Annotated in this window: 15 protein-coding genes and 1 pseudogene; 10 read left to right on the top strand and 6 right to left on the bottom strand. The window is 34.6% G+C overall.

Going from position 1 to position 17,888, the window contains the following annotated elements; genetic code table 11:
• Nucleotides 1–361: 361 nt before the first annotated feature.
• A complete protein-coding gene (locus A5883_RS17950; RefSeq protein WP_086338320.1) occupies nt 362–922 on the bottom strand; it encodes a TetR/AcrR family transcriptional regulator in 561 nt (186 codons plus the stop codon).
• Nucleotides 923–1,052: 130 nt separating this feature from the next.
• On the opposite strand from A5883_RS17950, the gene A5883_RS17955 reads away from it, so the two are divergent.
• On the top strand, nt 1,053–2,027 hold the full coding sequence (locus tag A5883_RS17955) for an NAD(P)H-dependent flavin oxidoreductase (protein WP_086338319.1): 975 nt from the start codon (nt 1,053–1,055) through the stop codon (nt 2,025–2,027).
• A gap of 571 nt (nt 2,028–2,598) precedes the next feature.
• Here the strand turns inward: A5883_RS17955 and A5883_RS17960 are convergent.
• Both A5883_RS17960 and A5883_RS17965 read right to left on the bottom strand, forming a co-directional pair.
• A complete protein-coding gene (locus A5883_RS17960; RefSeq protein ID WP_086338318.1) occupies nt 2,599–3,276 on the bottom strand; it encodes a response regulator transcription factor in 678 nt (225 codons plus the stop codon).
• A gap of 18 nt (nt 3,277–3,294) precedes the next feature.
• Nucleotides 3,295–4,440 carry a sensor histidine kinase gene (locus A5883_RS17965; RefSeq protein ID WP_086339249.1) on the bottom strand — a complete coding sequence of 382 codons (1,146 nt, stop codon included), beginning with the start codon at nt 4,438–4,440 and terminating at the stop codon, nt 3,295–3,297.
• A gap of 215 nt (nt 4,441–4,655) precedes the next feature.
• Here A5883_RS17965 and A5883_RS17970 point away from each other — a divergent pair, with 215 nt between their 5' ends.
• From A5883_RS17970 to A5883_RS19840, 5 genes and pseudogenes are all read left to right on the top strand, one after another.
• Complete coding sequence (locus tag A5883_RS17970; RefSeq protein ID WP_254907903.1) at nt 4,656–5,906, top strand: efflux RND transporter periplasmic adaptor subunit; 1,251 nt, start codon at nt 4,656–4,658, stop codon at nt 5,904–5,906.
• Entirely contained in the window at nt 5,890–6,564 is a 675-nt protein-coding gene (locus A5883_RS17975) for an ABC transporter ATP-binding protein (protein WP_086339250.1), read from the top strand. The genes A5883_RS17970 and A5883_RS17975 overlap by 17 nt, the downstream gene beginning before the upstream one ends.
• Nucleotides 6,561–7,766, top strand: a complete 1,206-nt coding sequence (locus A5883_RS17980) for an ABC transporter permease (RefSeq protein ID WP_086339251.1) — start codon at nt 6,561–6,563, stop codon at nt 7,764–7,766. The genes A5883_RS17975 and A5883_RS17980 overlap by 4 nt, the downstream gene beginning before the upstream one ends.
• 15 nt (nt 7,767–7,781) lie before the next feature.
• Nucleotides 7,782–8,309, top strand: a complete 528-nt coding sequence (locus tag A5883_RS17985) for a hypothetical protein (RefSeq protein ID WP_086339252.1) — start codon at nt 7,782–7,784, stop codon at nt 8,307–8,309.
• Nucleotides 8,310–8,938: 629 nt separating this feature from the next.
• Nucleotides 8,939–9,115, top strand: a pseudogene (locus A5883_RS19840) (DUF7006 family protein); the annotation flags it as partial.
• A 149-nt stretch (nt 9,116–9,264) separates the two neighbouring features.
• On the opposite strand, the gene A5883_RS17990 reads toward A5883_RS19840, so the two are convergent.
• Entirely contained in the window at nt 9,265–10,119 is an 855-nt protein-coding gene (locus A5883_RS17990; protein ID WP_086339253.1) for an arginase family protein, read from the bottom strand.
• Between the two features lie 78 nt (nt 10,120–10,197).
• Here A5883_RS17990 and A5883_RS17995 point away from each other — a divergent pair, with 78 nt between their 5' ends.
• On the top strand, nt 10,198–11,037 hold the full coding sequence (locus tag A5883_RS17995; RefSeq protein ID WP_086339254.1) for a MerR family transcriptional regulator: 840 nt from the start codon (nt 10,198–10,200) through the stop codon (nt 11,035–11,037).
• A gap of 907 nt (nt 11,038–11,944) precedes the next feature.
• On the opposite strand, the gene A5883_RS18000 is transcribed toward A5883_RS17995, so the two are convergent.
• Nucleotides 11,945–13,717 carry an oleate hydratase gene (locus A5883_RS18000; protein WP_086339255.1) on the bottom strand — a complete coding sequence of 591 codons (1,773 nt, stop codon included), beginning with the start codon at nt 13,715–13,717 and terminating at the stop codon, nt 11,945–11,947.
• A gap of 45 nt (nt 13,718–13,762) precedes the next feature.
• On the bottom strand, nt 13,763–15,535 hold the full coding sequence (locus A5883_RS18005) for an oleate hydratase (RefSeq protein WP_086339256.1): 1,773 nt from the start codon (nt 15,533–15,535) through the stop codon (nt 13,763–13,765).
• Nucleotides 15,536–16,729: 1,194 nt separating this feature from the next.
• Here A5883_RS18005 and A5883_RS19755 point away from each other — a divergent pair.
• From A5883_RS19755 to A5883_RS18020, 3 genes are read left to right on the top strand one after another with little or no spacing between them, the layout of a single operon-like run.
• On the top strand, nt 16,730–17,083 hold the full coding sequence (locus tag A5883_RS19755; RefSeq protein ID WP_369596887.1) for a DUF805 domain-containing protein: 354 nt from the start codon (nt 16,730–16,732) through the stop codon (nt 17,081–17,083).
• Between the two features lie 16 nt (nt 17,084–17,099).
• Nucleotides 17,100–17,342: a hypothetical protein gene (locus A5883_RS18015; RefSeq protein ID WP_086339258.1), complete on the top strand. Its 243-nt coding sequence runs from the start codon at nt 17,100–17,102 to the stop codon at nt 17,340–17,342.
• 15 nt (nt 17,343–17,357) lie between these two features.
• Complete coding sequence (locus tag A5883_RS18020) at nt 17,358–17,609, top strand: hypothetical protein (protein WP_086339259.1); 252 nt, start codon at nt 17,358–17,360, stop codon at nt 17,607–17,609.
• The last annotated feature ends 279 nt before the right edge of the window (nt 17,610–17,888 follow it).

Raw genomic sequence — 17,888 nt, forward strand, 5'->3', positions numbered from 1 at the left:
GTCATTACCAATTTGTATTTACAATGAAAAATCAAGTCAAAATAAGGGTATAAGTTTCTTACTGATTTTAAAAATAGAATGCCTAGAAAATCTTTGTTCTGGACACTTTTTTTCATGTACTTGATTAGTAAGACTTGCTCTTTCTTTAAAGAATTGTGATTCAGATTCTTAATTGTATAGAGATAAGTTCGTTCATTTAAATTTTTTAAACATATTACTATACAAAAAATAAAATGGCCTATTTATAAAGTGTTTTTACTTACTTCTCACTTTTAGGATTAGTGCCGCTCTATTTTTGAGGGGTTTCTTATGAAATTATAGGATCATGATAGAGACTTGAAGATTGCTTCCATGAAGTTTCTTATTTATAATACTCTTTTTTGGATTGATTAAAGACCGTATGATGGAGTATATCTTGTGCTTCTTCCAAAGATAAATCGGTTGTCAACCAAAAGTCAATAAATCCACATATTCCACTAGAAAAATAGACAACTAAGGGAATATTAGGACTAACGTTGAATGGTTTGGTATGTTCTATCATTGATTCAACCATGGTATGACTAAGGCATCTTAAAAAGTTCATCTGGTTTTGTTTCAAAAGAATACTGACAACTTTTTTATTTCTGTCAATTGCTTGAAGTATTTGATCAGTATACTTTCTGGACTCATTTTCACCAATTTTGTTTAGAGATTTGACAACGGGCTGGCAACTTTGCTGGATATTATCAGTGATTTCACGGACAATACTGCTTAATAAATGTTCTTTTGTTTCATAATGTAAATAAAATGCATTGCGTGAACAATCTGCTAGCTGACAAATCTCAGTAACCTTGATTTCCGCGTAAGATTTAGTTTCTAGTAATTCCAAAAATGCCTCTCTAATTATGCGTTCGCTTCTAGCAAACCGTTTATCTTGTTTCATTTTTCTCCTTGTTCGGTGACATTACTAACTATTATGTCACATAAATGACATTTTTCGTCAATTTGACTCTTGTGAAATTTAAGAGACAGATGTAACTTAAATATAAATGAATGATAAAGAGGTGTCAACTATGGTAAAAAGCGTTACGGAAGTTTTAGGAATAAAAAAACCGATTATCCAAGGTCCTATGAGTTGGCTGACAAATGGTGAATTTGTTGGTGCAATAAGTAAGACTGGAGCTTTAGGAGTATTGGGGATAAATGCTGGTCAAACAGAAGCCGCAACCACGATTGATAAAACGATTGAAAATATGCGAAAGGAAGTACGAATTGCCAAAAGTATTACGAATAACCCAATCGGAATTAATGTTGTTCCAATGGTTGAAGGATTTGATATGTATACGCAACCTATGCTTGAAATGATGGTTGAAGAAGGTGTTGAAGTTGCTGTTATGGTGGGGCAATTTTCAAAAGAATGGACGCAAAAGTTTAAAGCAAATGGTATTAAAATTGTTTATCGTGGGGCTCCAACTGTTGAGGACACTAATGTAGCAATAGAAGGTGGTGCTGATGTAATCGTAGCAACAGGTTTCGACGAGGGTGGGACAGTTCCAGATCAAGTTATTGGCACGTTTTCAATAGTACCTTTAATAGTTGATGTAGTGAAGGGAAGAGTGCCTGTATTAGCAGCCGGAGGGATTACAGATGCTCGAACGGCAAAAGCAGCGCTAGCATTAGGAGCGGATGGTATTTTTTCTGGAACCGCATTTCTAGCATCAAAAGAATCTCCATTAGCTGATAATATAAAACATCAATTAATATCGTCGAATGCAACTGATATGTTATTGTATCGGACTGTTCCAGCTTATTATCGCTCTTTACCTGGGTTGCTTCCTTATAAATTAGTTGCAATGGATGAAGCAGGAGAAAGCCGAGAAGCTATTCTTCAGGCTTCTGGAGGGGGAAATGGAATGAGAGATGGAATGCTTTTTGGAAATCTAGAAAAAGGGTTTGCATCAGTCGGTCTAGGAATTTCAATGATCCATCAAATTAATCCTGTTAAAACAATTGTAGATCAATTTATGCAGGGAATAATGAATAGCTGATGTTGTTTTTTTGTTAGATAAACTAATAACAAAAAAGAAAAATCAGGTAATAGTTTTATTGCAATGAACTTTGCTTTTCCTTATACACAGAAATTGAGTTGACAACAAATAAAACGCCAAGCAAAAACTAGTGAATAGGTTTTGCTTGGCGTTTTTTTCAAATCATGTGATTAGGATCAAATGTCGAAGAGCCCTTATTTCTGTACACTCTTTTTAATTACCGTAATTTATATGTATTACTCTATTTTTGTGTTCATAAACTCGTAACTAAATCATTGTTCAATTAAAATTTAGATTTATGAGTATTAGGACAAATATTGTATGTGGTCAGAAACTTAATAGTTTTTGATCCTGTTTTAATTTAGACATTTTACTTCTTTGGGATATTTTTACTCATTAGAAACGGTGATCTTTTCAATATAGTTGAGTGTTACGAGAAAGGGGGGGATCTGCGATGTTGTTTGTAGTTATTCTGATTTTAGGAAATGTGATCGCAGGAGCGATTGCGGTCAATTAGTTAATCAGAAATATCAAGGAGCCATAAAGCATAGAACCTAAAAATAAATTTATATCACATTTTATAGCCGATTCCCCAAACCGTTTTGATATAAGAGGACTTCTTGTGGGTATCGTGCATTTTTTCCCGAAGGTTTCGAACGTGGACCATGATAGTATTATTGGAAGACGTGTAATATTTTTCGCCCCAAACCTCTTGAAACATTTCCTCAGAGCTTACCACTTGGCCTTTTCGCTCCATCAATAATTTTAAAATGGAAAATTCGATGGGCGTCAGGGAAAGTTCTTCTTCTTGCAAGAAACATTTTCGCTTATTGACATCTAATTCCAACTCTCTCACGATCAATTTGTTTTGATCTGAGCCGTTGTATTGGGTCGAGCGGCGTATCTGAGCTTTCACTCGAGCGATCACTTCCAACGGACGAAAGGGCTTCGTGATATAATCATCGGCACCAATTGTCAAACCAGTGATCTTATCGATCTCCTCAGATTTAGCTGTCAACATAATAATTGGGTAATGATGCTTCTTGCGGATGATTTTACAAAGGTCAAAGCCTGTGATATCTGGCAGCATGACATCAAGAATCGCCAAAGAAAAGCTGTTTTGCTCGATCTGTACCTGAGCTTCATGCCCATCTGCACAAGTGATGACAGAAAAATTTTCGTTTCGTAAATAAAAGGCAATCAAATCTGAAATTTCTTTTTCATCTTCAACTAAAAGTATCTTTTCCACTCGTATTGACCTTCCTTTTCAATTAACTGACTTTCTCGTTTTTTCATGTTGATTTGTCGCTAAAGGTAATGTGACGATCATTTGAATCTCATTGTTCTTGCTAGCAGCTCGGATCGTTCCCTGATGCGCCAAAATAATTTCTTTGGCGATCGCCAATCCGAGACCTGCTCCACCTGTCTTGGTTGAACGAGCTTGATCCAGACGATAAAATTTTTCAAATAATGCCTCCAATTGTTCTTGTTCGATCGGCTCACTTTGATTCGCTAGGATGAAAGTGGCTGCTTGTTCGTCTACGATTAGCTGCATTGTGATCGTGGTTTGATCAGGTGCATAGGCAATGGCATTTTTTAACAGATTGTTTAACACTCGCGCCAACTGTTCACTATCGGCTTCTAATTTCAAGCTCTCTGGTCCAGTGTAGCAGATGACTTGTTCTTTTTCTTTCAGCAGCGGATAGAATTCTTCTTGGATTTGCTTCAGTAAGAAGACGAAATCAAGTTCCCGTTGATACAATTGGATGTCTTGCAGATTAAAACGGGTGATGTCGAAAAATTCATTCATCAGCGTTTCCAAACGCTCAGACTTTTCTAAAGCAATCGTCAAGGATTGCGTCATTTGTTCATTGGTCAAGTTTTTCGTATCCAACAATAGATTGAGATAGCCAATCACTGAGGCTAAGGGAGTCTTCAAGTCATGAGCCAAATAGGTGATCAAGTCTTTGGTGCGCTGTGTTTCTTCCTTTAAAAGAGCTTCATTGCGGTTCATTGTATCTTTTATTCTTAATAATTCATGGTCAATGGACAGGCTACCAGTCGAACATTCCGCAGATTGAGAGAAAAAGAGCGGGATTCTTTCGGCAATCTTTGCAATTTTTTTCTTTGAATAATAGCGATAGATAAAATAGCAGATTAAGGAAACGGTAAAAACAAGAAATAGGGAGGATGCTAAAAACAGTTGCTTGAGGGGTTTTAAATCAAAAATTGTACCTAAAACCCTAGTGCCCTCACCTTTATCCGTTTCAACAACTTCTTGTATGACAAGGTTTGATACAAGATTATCTCTAACCGTTTGGACGATTCTGGTTTCTTTCAATAGCCATAAGGCTGCTACGAATAAACAGAGGGCAAACAAAGAAAAAACAAATGCCGATCGTTTGATATTCATAAAAAGCTCCTTTCAATGAAATATTCTTAATTATAGCAAAGAGGTAAGGATACAAATAGGTTTTAACTCTTAAGAATTCTTTATATGAAAGAAGGGTATTGATTACCAAGTTGATATTCTTAAGGAATCTTCAGATTATCTTAAGAGAATCGTTTTAAACGCTGCCTGATTTAATGATTAAATAAAGATGGTCAAACAATTAATCAATCAGGAAGGTGAAATATTTGAGAAAACACATAAAAAAATCAAAAAGGAGCATTCTGATCATTAGTGTTCTACTGATCATTGGTAGTTTAGGGTGGACAGGTACTTGGGCGTCTAATCGCCACGAGGAGCCTGTTATCACTCGCATATCTTTACAAGATTTACAGCCAAAAAATGATTTTCAATTAGTAGGGTCCATTGAGCCAGCAAAAACTGTTGAAGTAAAAGTAGATAGCAAGAGAGGCGCAGTCGTCGAAAGAAAAGTAGAGGCAGGGGATCAAGTCAAAGCAGGACAAGCCCTTTTTGTTTATTCCAACCCTGAGGGAGCCTTAGCCATTAAAGAAGCAGAACAGATAACGGCCAATCGTACGAGAGCTTTGGAACAAGCAAGGCGACAAACCAACCAAAAATGGGAGCAATACAATAAGGTAACCAATCAGTTGGAGGAGAATAAACAAAAACTCGCCGGTGCCGAAGAAGAGGACAAAGAAGCGCTAGAAGAACGCAAGACCGACTTGGAAATGCAGCAAAGTCAATTGTTGCTGGAAGCGCAAAATTTGGAAAGCAGCATTGGCGATGCCGAATTAGAGCTGGAACGGGCAGAATTAGAACTACGTTCAGTCAAAGAGCAGCATGGCTCAGATGTCGTGAATGCTGATATTGACGGAATCATTAAAGATGTGGATGAACGACAAATGAACATGAGTTCTGGTGAATCAGTTCCAGAAAATCCTTTCATGACAATTGTTGATACCAGTCGGCTTTTTTTAAAAGGAACTGTGGATGAATTTCGCCGCAATCAACTTGAGCCTGGTCAAAAGGTTGAACTTAGAGACCGTAATGGCGGTAGTCAGCGATGGACTGGAAAGATCACCCGAGTTGGGGATATGAAAGAGCCTTCCGTAGTGGTTGAAGAACAAGGCGCAAATCCCAATTTGTCGCAATTTCATTTTGAAGTTGTTTTAGATGAAAGTGAAGAGCCGCCTAGCATTGGTATTCATTGTTTTGTGGAACTGATTGAAGAAGATAAAAAGGAAGTCAAACTACCAAAATCATTTGTGTTAGATGAAGACGGAAGTTCGTTCATATATGTTATTGATAATCAGAGAATTAAAAAGATGAAAGTAGAGATTGGCGAAGATGAAACAGATGAAACCATGTATTTGTTAGAAAGTAAACTGGATATGCAACTGGAGCTTGTTTTTCCAAGAAACGGTATCAAAGAAGGAATGGATGTGAGATCAAATGATCCAGTTGATTGATGTTTACAAAAATTTCAAACAAGGAGCTGGAGAACTTCAAGTCTTGAAGAAGATCAACCTAACGATTGATCATGGCGAATTTGTTTCCATCATGGGACGATCAGGATCAGGCAAGTCTACTTTAATGAATATTATTGGCTGTTTGGATACACCGACAATGGGCAGCTACTTGCTTGATGGCAAGAACACCAGTCAGATGGAGGAAGATGATCTCTCTATGATCCGCAATCAAAAAATCGGCTTCGTGTTTCAAAATTTTGAACTGCTGCCGAAACTATCTGTTTTACAAAATGCTGCCTTACCGCTTTTGTATGCCGGTGTCAGTCAGGAAGAACGAACAAAACGAGCCATTTATGCATTGGAAAGTGTCGGGTTGAGTGATCGGATCGATTTTAGGATCAATCAGTTGTCTGGGGGACAAAAACAACGAGTGGCGATCGCTCGGGCATTAGCAGGAGAGGCAAATTTGATTTTAGCGGATGAGCCAACGGGATCCTTAGATACTGCCAATAGTCATGAAATTATGGCACTATTTTCGAAGCTGAATCATCTGGGAAAAACAGTTGTTTTAATCACTCACGAACAAGAGGTCGCGGACTATGCAAAACGCCAAATCGTTATAAAAGATGGGGAAATTGACGAGGAGGGAGAAAAATGATTGAACATATCCGCTTAGCCATCCAATCAATCTACCAGCATCGTTTGCGTTCACTCTTGACGATGCTAGGAATCATTGTCGGAATTGCCTCCATCATTTCCATTGTGAGCATCATCAATGGAAATACTGAAAACATGAAAAAGCAGCTGATTGGTGGTGATACTAACTCGATGCGGATCGAATATGACGCTAGAAGTGCTTTTTTAGCGGGCGAAAGCGGTAGAAATGATCGTTTGCCTGATTACGCCCCTCAACTATCAGAAGGAGATCTGCAACATCTACTGACCATTGCGCATGCGAAGAATGTCAGCTTATTCCATGAAGCCAATATGACTGTATATCAAAGAGATCAAAAAACAGACACGATAGTGCTAGGCATGGACAGTAGTTTCTTTGAGATATTACCGCATACGATCCTTGCAGGGAGAGCAATGACCGGAACCGAACTGCGTTCACAAAAACAAGTTGCCGTAATCACATCTGACCTCGCAGAAGTTTTTTTCAAGTATCAAAATCCTGTAAATCAATTGATCGAAATCAATGGCACACCATTTCGCATCGTTGGCGTAGCCGTTTCTGACACGGATCAATTATCAGGGAAATATGTCTTCATCCCTCGAGGCAGTCAAAGTATAGCTGAAGGAAAACTTAATCAAAAGCCAATAGTGCTTTTTCAGGCGTCAAATGCTGAAGACTTAGAATCAGCGGTCTTACAAGCCAGCCATGAATTAACCAAGCATATTCCGCCTTCGGATTTTGTTTTTTCTATTCGCAACTATGATGAAGTCAAGAAAATGACTGATGATATCAATCGATCGAATATGATTTTACTGGGGGGAATTGCCAGCATTTCCTTACTCGTCGGTGGGATCGGGGTGATGAATACGATGCTGGTCAGTGTGACAGAGCGTACCAGAGAGATCGGTTTGAAGAAAGCCTTAGGTGCGAAACGTAAAGTGATTTTGCAGCAATTTTTAACGGAAGCGATCGTTTTATCGGTGATTGGTGGATTGATTGGGATCTTTGTGGGCATGCTCATCAGTCTGATCGCTTTGAATCTGTTAAATTATCCTATGACGATCTCATTGTTATCGATTTTGATCAGTGTGTCATTTTCGATGTTGATTGGTACAATTTTTGGCTACTTACCAGCCTATAAGGCGTCGAAATTAAAACCGATCGAAGCATTACGCTATGAATAAAAGGAAGGTGTTTCTATGAAAAAAAGAAAAATAGTAATTGTTTTGTTTGCAGCGTTACTCAGTGGCTGTGGAGTCATTGCGAATGACAAACAGACGAGCAACGACAACGTACCCCTTAACACTCAAATTAATACGCCTCAGAATCAAACGGAAGATAGTCAAAGTGGGAATAATGATCAAGATACTGCGGATCAAACAGATGAAGAAAAGACAAATGCAGAACTGGATCAAGCCGACAAAACGGGAACACTCGTTAGTATAGATGGTGAGCGCTTTGAAATGGAATTGACGAATACGTCCCAAATTAAAGGAGAAGACGGTGAAGTCTATGATATGGCAGAATCCTCTGAAGAAAAATTTTCCTTTGTGATTACTACTGAGACTGAAATAAAAGTGATTATTTATGATGCACAATCTCAGAATTCTCGAATAGTGGAAGGATCTCGTGCTGATTTACAACTTGAAAGATCTGCAAATATATATGGCCAACAAGTTGGTGATACCTTTATCGCGACCAAAGTAATTGTCATGCAGATTAACTAGATATAAGTACAGATAATTTGCTAATATAATCGAAATCGCTAACCGGGAACGTAAAATATACTTCTAAAACTACTTATAGATATATTTAAAAATTAACACGCGTAAAGGGGATGCTTGAGTTTGGAAAACACTACTCTACTGTATTGGGATTTTTCTGTGTCAAAAATAGTAAATCTTATTTCAAAAATCTTTATTATAAAAATCTAATGGCTGAAGTATCAAGAAGTACGGAATTGATTATATGCCAAAAACAAAAGTTTAAAATGTACTATGTGTTACACAATTTCATATGAATGTTGGTTATCAAACAAACTAAACTATATTTGTGATAGCGATTGTTGCATTTTCCCCTGTACATTCTTTTCTAATAAAGAAAAATATTGACGAAAGATATGGATAAAGAAGTTGAATAAATCTGATCAATGTAAAGGAGCACGTAGAAAAAAACATGTCTATATTCACTACGCGAAAGGATTATTAAAAGGAGTCACTCAAGTATCTAAAGGAACCAAAAGAGACACAAAAAACTAGAAGTCTACATGGTAACACAAGTTCAGCGATTGGATACTTTATTGGAAGACCTAACGCGAGAAACCTTTTGGTAGTGGTGGCCTGAAAACTTAAAAACTGATGTTAAATTGTCCCTAGTCAAAGAATTAGTCCATTTTGAGAACTTTTCTAGTAAAGAGGTCGTTCGCATAGCTGAAACAGATTATCGCACATATTTCAAGGAGTTATGCGGGTATGATTTGAGCATGGAGAGCAAACACTTGATGATCTTCAATGATGCCTCCGCTATTAATTGATATATCTTTTCTTAGCGAAAAGAAAAAAGGGTTGTTAAGTTAGCTATACCGTTTATGCATGTCGAATAATTTACTGTAGGGTCAGAAACTTAAAAAGTTTCTGATCACTTTGAAGAACTGTTACACACATTATTATTTATAGAAATTTATTAGGTAAATATTTTCAGTTTATTCATTAGTTCCTTCAGTTTTATCGCATCCCAAGGTAAATATTCTGCTATAGTCAAACCAACGATTTCATTATTCTCAAACAAGTTCGTTAAAATGGATGTAACGACCGATATAGACATATTTCCTGCGCCAGATGGAAAGTTGTCTTTCCCAGGTTCCGCAAAATAGACCGATCTGAATAAAGTAGGATCTAAAACATCTAGGTCAAAGTGGATTGCAATTTTTTTGAACTTATTTTGGTTGATCCATTCCTGAATTTCAGGATAATTCAGATGCTTATCTTGTTGGATCGTATAATTGATTTTTAAATCAGCTAATATATCCTTTTCATCAAAGCTAGGTTCTTGCAAGCCTACGTACAGAATAGAATCTGAGGATAGTGGGTTTTCTACTATTTGTGAAAGTTCGGGATCCCCCATACCTAATAGATTGCCTAGAACCATTGCATGTTCATTGTGAAATATTGTAGGATTTGATATATCTGGATGCGCATCAATCCAGATGACTCCTAATTCATCTTTATACTTACCTTTCAGATAATCAAAAGGAGCCTGAGATACTAAACAAGATCCTCCTAATGTAATGATTTTTTCAGGTTGCTCTTCTTCGAGAACTCTCTTTGAGATTTGAACATTCTCTTTCACTACTTTTTGCGCGACTACACCATTTTCTTTCAATAAATTTGTAGTATCAGGATGCGCAATTGGAAGCCTAACTTCCTTTTGATTGTTATTTTGGGGGGCTAACCACGATAAAAGTTCTGCGCCGAAATAATATTCTGGTTTATTTCCAGCTTGCCAATCAGCAGCCAGTAGTCTCAATGTTTTCGTCATAAATATTTTCTCCTTTATGTTAAGATACTATTAGGATAAACTCTAACGTAACTAGAGAGTCAAGGGAGAGGTGTATGTTTGGAATATTTATCGATTGGAAAAATTTCAAAACTGAGTAATATCTCTATTCGAACTTTAAGGTATTATGATCAAATTAACCTATTTAAGCCAGAATATATTAACAAAGAAAACAACTATAGGTACTATTCTGTTCGACAATTATTCTATTTAGAGATAATCAAGTATTTGAGAAAATTAAACATGTCTATTGATGATATTAAAAATGCAATGTCTTTGTCACCTGAATATTTCTGTTCGTTTTTGAAAAAACAAGAAAAAGAAATACAAAGTCAAATGAATGAGTTGGGCCATATAAAAGGGTTGATTGAAAATCAAAGGAAGGAACTTAGTTTCCAAAACGTACTACTAAGTAAACCTGAGGGAAAGGTGTATCGAAGAACAATTGAAAATAGAACAATAATAAAATATATGTGCAATGAAAAAAATACTCCTTTGACTCAACCAGATCTTTATTTTTCAGAGCTTTATTCTCTACTTAGAAGGAACAATTTGATTCCAAAATCATATCAGTATAATTGCTCATATGTTCTAGGAGACTATTCTTCACTAGATGAAATAGAATACAGCTCTCTTTTTATCAATGTTTATCCGATAAAAAATTTCAACCTATACGCGATGACAGACGAATTAGTTGGGGGAGAATACTTATGTGTGAAATTTAGCTGGAATTTGGAGAACTATTTGAAGAGTTATCTTACTCTTAAAGAAGCATATGAAAGTCTTGGTTACAAAGGAAACCCAATGGTCTATGAGGTTTCTATGGCGAATCATTTTAATAGTTCAGATGAAGAGAATTTTGTTACGGAACTTCAAATACAAATATTAAAGAGTATTTAGAGAATGTATTTTCTAGATAGTCTGTTTTGTAAGACAAATTTGATCGTCTTACTAATTACTCAGCTAAAAATCATTTTTATAAGTATTAGGACAATTATTTGATGGGTCAGAAACTTAAAAGTTACTGACCCCTTTTTTAGTGCAGAAAAATCGACATTAAGTTATGAATTTTTTTGTCTAAGTAGATAATCAAAATCAAACAATTTTACGAAGAGTAGAGGAAACTAACTAGAGAGAAATTTATAGCAAATACATAAGTCCTATTAAAAGATGAAAATAATAAATTAAAGCTTAGAGGCATGGATTGAAAGGACATAAGACTTCCAAACTATGTTTCGTAAAGAGAATTTCTTAGATAATTCAATTATGGAGAATTTCTTTAGCCTATTAAAGTATAAAATTTATGACGGAAGAGATTCTCATTGATGTGAGAAATTGATATCTAACTTGATTACTACAATTACAATCATATGGAGGGAAACTAAGCTGTCAGAGTCCGGTATAATATAGATAAGATGTATTAAAAGCTTCCTCAAATCATCAATAAAAGCATACAAAAATGGAGTGGATTTCTCCACTCCGAAAAAGTTAAACTTTTTACAATCGTATAAATTTTCTTTAGGAAAAATATTAAGTGATATGATTCTTAGGATTTTCTTCAACAATATTAGATGACAAAGAGCCTAATTGTTAAGTTGTCAATATTTTTACATCCTAATTATATTGTTAATGTCTTAATTTTGATAAAAATGAATTGTTTCGTCTTTGTTTAAAAAATCCTGGGCTGTCTCAACTATGTCCTAAGAGAATACGAATGACTTACTTTTATTATTGTTTGGGGAAGATACGTGCAATAATGCATCAATTGCGTAGTAAACTCATTCTTTTTTAATTGTAAGAAGTCGATTTAAATTAGATTTGCATTCTCTAATAGCTCTTCTATATAACTTCCTCTAATCTTCTTCAACGCTTCTTTTTCAATAAGGTGATCAATTAAAGGCATATTCACTTCATTTAGTCCTTTTTGATCATTTAGATAGTAAAGGGTTTCTAAAATAGTCCTGACATCAAAAGAGGAGGCAAATACTTCTGGAACACCACGATCAATCTCTAACAATGTATAAACGGCTTCCATAGCTGTTCTAACCGAATACTCTGTTGTAAAAACAGTATCCCGATCCGTTTCTGCAAAATTACCTATAAAGGCTAAATTTTGTGAACCTTTTGGTACAACTAACGGACGATCTCCCACAGCTCTTGGCATAAAGTAAGAAGTGATATATGGCATATGGCTTGGTATCGTATTCGCAGAATTTGTAGCAATATCATGAATTTCAGAGATTGGAACACCAATATGATATAGCCATTCTTCGCATAATTCAATACCTGTACATTCTGTAATTTTTTTCTTCACAAAATCGCCTTTTTTGTCAGAAAATAGACCGTAGACCCAAACAACTGTTTCATTTGGATTTTGAGCTTTATAAACAGGTTGTCGACTAATAGAATAGCCATAAAACCAGCTTGAATCTTTGATTGTAACAGGTCCACTTGTTACAATTGATCCACTACGAGGATCTTTTTTACTAATATTTTCAATATACGGTAATACACGATCATCTTTTAATGTAATTGTTCCTGAAATCACCCAGTTTTCTTTTGGAATGTTATCACAAAATTTTTCTGGTTTACCAAAGTCTGAATCTTGTCTGGCTAAAGCTTTCCATAATGCCCAAGAAGCTCCTAGTTCGTGATTGGTATCAGCAGGCTTGTGGTTGCTTCCGTACGTAGTACTTTCTGTAATAGAACCGTTCGTTACAAAGATCAGGTCATTCTCTGTCAAAGAGATGTTTTTTTCAATTCCATCGACCACTAACTCTAATGAAGTGGCAATTTTTTTGTCTTCATCTTTTTTTACAATTACGTTTTTAACCGCTGTGTTATATTGGAAATGAACATGATGTTCTTCTAAATAATGAATCAGTGGTTTTACCAATGATTCATATTGATTATACTTAGTAAATCTTAATGATGACATATCAGCCAATGCTCCTACGTGGTGTACAAACCTTAATAAATATCGCCGCATTTCCATCGCTGAAGCCCAAGGCTCAAAAGCAAACATTGATGCCCAATATAACCAAAAATTTGATTCAAAAAACTCTGGACTAAATATGTCATTTATCTTTGTATCATTCAATTCTTCCTCTGTCATTAAAACTAAGGATAAAATTTCTCTAATATCTTGTTTGGACAGTTTAAGTTGTCCATCTGTAGCCATTCTTGTTCCATTATTTTCAATTATACGAGCATGAGAGAAACTTGGATCTTCTTTTGCTAGCCAGAAAAATTCATCTAAAACTGTAGCATTTTTGGTATCTAAAGAAGGGATTGAACGGAATAAATCCCACAATGTTTCGAAATGTTCTTCCATTTCTCGACCACCACGCATAACAAAACCATTTTCGGGTTGTAGTGTGGCATCGAGGCTCCCACCGGGTAAGGATAACTCTTCTAAAATATGAATATTCTTACCTGGCATCTGTCCATCACGAATCAAAAATACAGCAGCTGCTAACGATGCTAAACCAGATCCGATTAAATATGCTGATTTATCTTCAACACCTTTTGGTTTCTTAGGATGTGCAAATGCATGATAGTTCCCATTAGAATAATACATATTAACTTCCTCCTTAATCAATTTGATTAATTTTTTAAAACTTTTCTAAAGTAATTTTGATTCTTGCAGTAATTCTTCTAAGAAAGTTCCTTTTATTTTTTTCAGCTCATGTTTTTCGATTAATTTGGCTAATAATGGAACTTTCACCTCTTTTATTCCTTTTCTATCATTCAGGTAGTAAAAGGCTTTAAGTAACATTCTTATGTCATAAGATGACGCAAAGACTTCGGGAACACCACGATCAATATCTAACAGTGTATAAACAGCTTCCATCGCAGTTCGGACGGAATACTCTGTTGTAAAAACAGTATCTCTTCCAGTCTCAGCAAAGTTACCAATAAAGGCTAAGTTTTTAGATCCTTTAGGTATAACCAATGGCCGGTCACCATTTGCTCTAGGCATAAAGTAAGATGTTATATATGGCATATAACAAGGTACAGTGTTGCAAGAATTTAGTGCTAAATTCTTAATTTTACTTACTGGTACACCCATTTGGTACAACCACTCCTGTGCAATTTCATTTCCTGTACATTCTGTAATTGATTTTTTAATATAATTACCTGGTTTGTTAGATAGTAGCGCATAAACCCAAACGACTAATTGATCCTTTGGCTGACTCTTGAAATGTGGCTGTCTGTTCAATGTGTAACTTAACTTCCAATTTGAATCCTTTACATGGACGATTCCACCGGTCACTACTTTTCCTGCATATGGATCTCTTTTACTTATTTTTTCAATGTAAGGAGCAATTTTTTTATCTAGTGTTGTAATTGTCGCGGAAACAAACCAGCTTTCTGGAGGTAAGTTTTCACAAAATTTCTCTGGACGTCCGAATGATGGATCCTGTTCAGCTAGTCTCTTCCATAGTGTCCAGCTTCCACCTAAATCATGTGTTGGAGGCGCTGGCGTATCATTATTACCATATGTTGAACTTTCTGTAATAGATCCATTAGTTACAAAGACTAAATCATTTTTACTTAGTTCAATCGTTTGTTTTTCGTCTTCGTTTGTTAAGATTATGCTTTGTGCTACTTTTTCATTATTTTTTGTGTCAATGATTATATTTTCTACTTTTGTATTATATAGGAAATGCACTCCATGATTTTTCAGATAAGAAAGTAGTGGTAAAACAAGCGACTCATATTGATTGTACTTAGTAAATTTCAATGATGAAAAATCTGCTAGTGCATCGATGTGATGAACAAAGCGCATTAAGTATCTACGCATTTCCATCGCTGAATGCCATTTTTCAAAGGCAAACATTGTACTCCAATAAGCCCAAAAGTTTGATTCAAAAAAATCTTTCGAAAATACATCTGAGATTTTTTTATCTTGTAATTGATTTTCTTTCATTAAGCAAAGAGCAAAAATTTCCTTAGTTGCCTTTTCGCTTAAGGTTAAATTACCATCACTTGGAAAGCGTTCTCCCTTTTTGTAAATAAGTCTACAGTGTGATGAATTAGGATCTTCTTTATTTAACCAATAAAATTCATCTAAAACAGATGCACCTTCTACCTCTAAAGATGGAATTGAGCGGTATAGATCCCATAAACATTCAAAATGACTCTCCATCTCTCTACCGCCTCTAGTAACAAATCCATACTCTTGCTTGTACATTCCATCTAAAGAACCTCCTGTAATTGGTAGTTCTTCAATGATATGAATTTTTTCACCTTTCACTTGACCATCTCTGATTAAAAATGCAGCTGCAGAAAGTGAAGCTAATCCGGAGCCAATCAAATATGCTGAAATTTCATCTGCGTTATTAGGTTTTTTTGGTTTAGCAAAGGCTTCATAATTTCCATTACTTCTATACATAAGTATACCTCCTTTTTTTATGACTTCATTTTAATGAAATCAAATAGGTATAAGATGCGATTTCTGTCGCATTATCCGACAGTCAATAGTTGATACGCTAAAAGGAAGTAAAGTATAACTGTAAAAATTATTCTTTCTTATAAACAAAAATTTGATTCGTTTTAGTGGGTGCAATACGAGAAATATTCTTATTTGATGTTGAATAATTTAGTAACTAAATGAACAGGAAACACTGGTTTATCTATACTTCTTAGAATAAATGACTTAATTCTTAAGGTTCTGTACTAATAAGGAATGGACGCTTTCTCAGAAGTAAAAATTTTCTTAAAGAAGATAATTAGAAAAATAATCTTTTAAACAGGGTTACGATACTACGAATCATTCTGCTCTTTTAAGAAAAGCGATAAACTAACTTACCATACGAGTCACTTGAAGATGTCTTATCATCGATGTTGTAAAATTCTTTAATAAAAAAACTTTTGATATGAGATAAGGTAAACTGAATAATTTTCGTTTTTAGAAAATTAAGTGAATTTTTTTTTGTTGGACAGTTTAAGATTGATTTAGTAGCAAAATGAATCACAAAATTCTGTATAGTTTTATCCGAATAATATTTATAGAGCATTTTTTTGTATCAAGTTAGCTTTTGCTCTGGTTAGGAATAAATCCTTATAAGATAAAAAGAAGGATTTAAATTTTTATCTGTAAGTATTGATTTTATTAGTCATATTTTTTCAACTTTAAAGCTACAAATATAACTAATCAGCATATTTAAAGGATTTTTTCGCTAAAGCTACTTTTTCGTCCTGTTGAAACATGGGTTTTTGTTTAAAGGTATTGCGAGCGGAAGTAAATAAAGGCATGAATAAAAATGGGGGTGAACAATCAATTCTGATTCTATACCTCTACAAACTTAAGATCCTTTTTGAAAAATTTATTTTAAAAGAAATTTATCATAGAAAGTTTTTATGGATAAAAAATCGGCGAATAATTGGACAATACTTTGTTATTACGAATAAAAAAAAGGGTTAATCTAGAGTTATGAAAGAAAAATATTAAACAAAAAAGGCGGTGAGATATGATCATTAACCAAGCATAATTTTTGAACAAAGCAGAAAAAAGTTTTAGTAATAGGAAATATAGCAAAAAGAAAGAAGATGAAAAATGACCCCTTTATTAGAATTTTGGAAGGACATGTTGAAGTGGAATTATACTGCAACTAGAAAACAATATTGGATCCCAACAATCGTTTATAGCGTACTATACAACTTATTGTTCTACAGTACAGGAATTACTTTAACAGGATTTTCTTATATTACATTTGCTAGCACTAACATATTTGTGATCAGCATAGGTATTCTATTGTTTATTGCACAATTCACGTTGACAGTTAGACGTCTACATGATATCAATCGATCCGCTGCATGGTTATTAATTGGTTTGCTACCGGTGATTGGGTGGATCGTCTTGATCGTTATACTTTGCCAACCGACGAAAAGACATCAAAAAAGAGAATTTGAAAAATATATGAATCAGTCATTAAAGTGAAAAGGGAGAGCAATGGATGACAAATTACACAGAAAAAGAAAAGTACGTTATAAAAAAAATTCAAAAAACTATCATCAAATTAGATAATAACTTTGACAAAATTGATTACTTGTCTAAAGGTCAACAAAAACATACGTTGAAAAAATCTTTCGCTGAAAAAGAAGCACTACATGAAATTCGTCACATTCTTAATGAAGCAGATCATTATAAAACATACGAAGTAAATGAATTAGTACAATCAATTAGTTACATCAATTAAAAGGGTGATATATATATGAAAAATTACGAAAAAAAGGACAAGAATGTAGTAGAGAATATTATAAAAACAATGAAAAAATTAGATTACGAATTAGCAAAATTGAATACCTTAGAACAAGATAAAAAGAAGCATGCTTTAAAGAGATGGTTCATTGAGAAAAGAGCATTACATGAGATCAAGCATATCTTACATGAAGCCAATCTTTATGAAACATATGATGAAAAAGAAATGGTTGATTTCGAAGATTATATTGATGAACTAATGTAGATGAAGAAAGCGCTCTATTTCAACAGGCATAGAGCAAGTTAGCAAATTGGTCGAAAATATCCTTCACTGAATCAATGAGCTCGATCAAAAAAAGTGAAAATAGATACCATCGAGCAAGATACTATAAATATTTTTTCAGCAAAACGGTTGTTGAGAAAAAGAGATTTTAATTTTTCAAGCACATTCTACATGAAATTAATCGCATAAATTTTAGGATGAAACAATATCTGACTTTGATGTATGCGTAAGATATTTATATTGAAAGGTAGATGAAACATT

Source organism: Enterococcus sp. 5B3_DIV0040, assembly GCF_002140755.1.
Classification (GTDB): Bacteria; Bacillota; Bacilli; order Lactobacillales; family Enterococcaceae; genus Enterococcus_D; species Enterococcus_D casseliflavus.

Bases quoted from the DNA above. Each gene is read 5' to 3' on its own strand.
- A5883_RS17950 (WP_086338320.1), bottom strand. From the start codon at position 922: ATGAAACAAGATAAACGGTTTGCTAGAAGCGAACGCATAATTAGAGAG.
- A5883_RS17955 (WP_086338319.1), top strand. From the start codon at position 1,053: ATGGTAAAAAGCGTTACGGAAGTTTTAGGAATAAAAAAACCGATTATC.
- A5883_RS17965 (WP_086339249.1), bottom strand. From the start codon at position 4,440: ATGAATATCAAACGATCGGCATTTGTTTTTTCTTTGTTTGCCCTCTGT.
- A5883_RS17975 (WP_086339250.1), top strand. From the start codon at position 5,890: ATGATCCAGTTGATTGATGTTTACAAAAATTTCAAACAAGGAGCTGGA.
- A5883_RS17980 (WP_086339251.1), top strand. From the start codon at position 6,561: ATGATTGAACATATCCGCTTAGCCATCCAATCAATCTACCAGCATCGT.
- A5883_RS17985 (WP_086339252.1), top strand. From the start codon at position 7,782: ATGAAAAAAAGAAAAATAGTAATTGTTTTGTTTGCAGCGTTACTCAGT.
- A5883_RS17990 (WP_086339253.1), bottom strand. From the start codon at position 10,119: ATGACGAAAACATTGAGACTACTGGCTGCTGATTGGCAAGCTGGAAAT.
- A5883_RS18000 (WP_086339255.1), bottom strand. From the start codon at position 13,717: ATGTATTATTCTAATGGGAACTATCATGCATTTGCACATCCTAAGAAA.
- A5883_RS18005 (WP_086339256.1), bottom strand. From the start codon at position 15,535: ATGTATAGAAGTAATGGAAATTATGAAGCCTTTGCTAAACCAAAAAAA.
- A5883_RS19755 (WP_369596887.1), top strand. From the start codon at position 16,730: ATGTTGAAGTGGAATTATACTGCAACTAGAAAACAATATTGGATCCCA.
- A5883_RS18015 (WP_086339258.1), top strand. From the start codon at position 17,100: ATGACAAATTACACAGAAAAAGAAAAGTACGTTATAAAAAAAATTCAA.
- A5883_RS18020 (WP_086339259.1), top strand. From the start codon at position 17,358: ATGAAAAATTACGAAAAAAAGGACAAGAATGTAGTAGAGAATATTATA.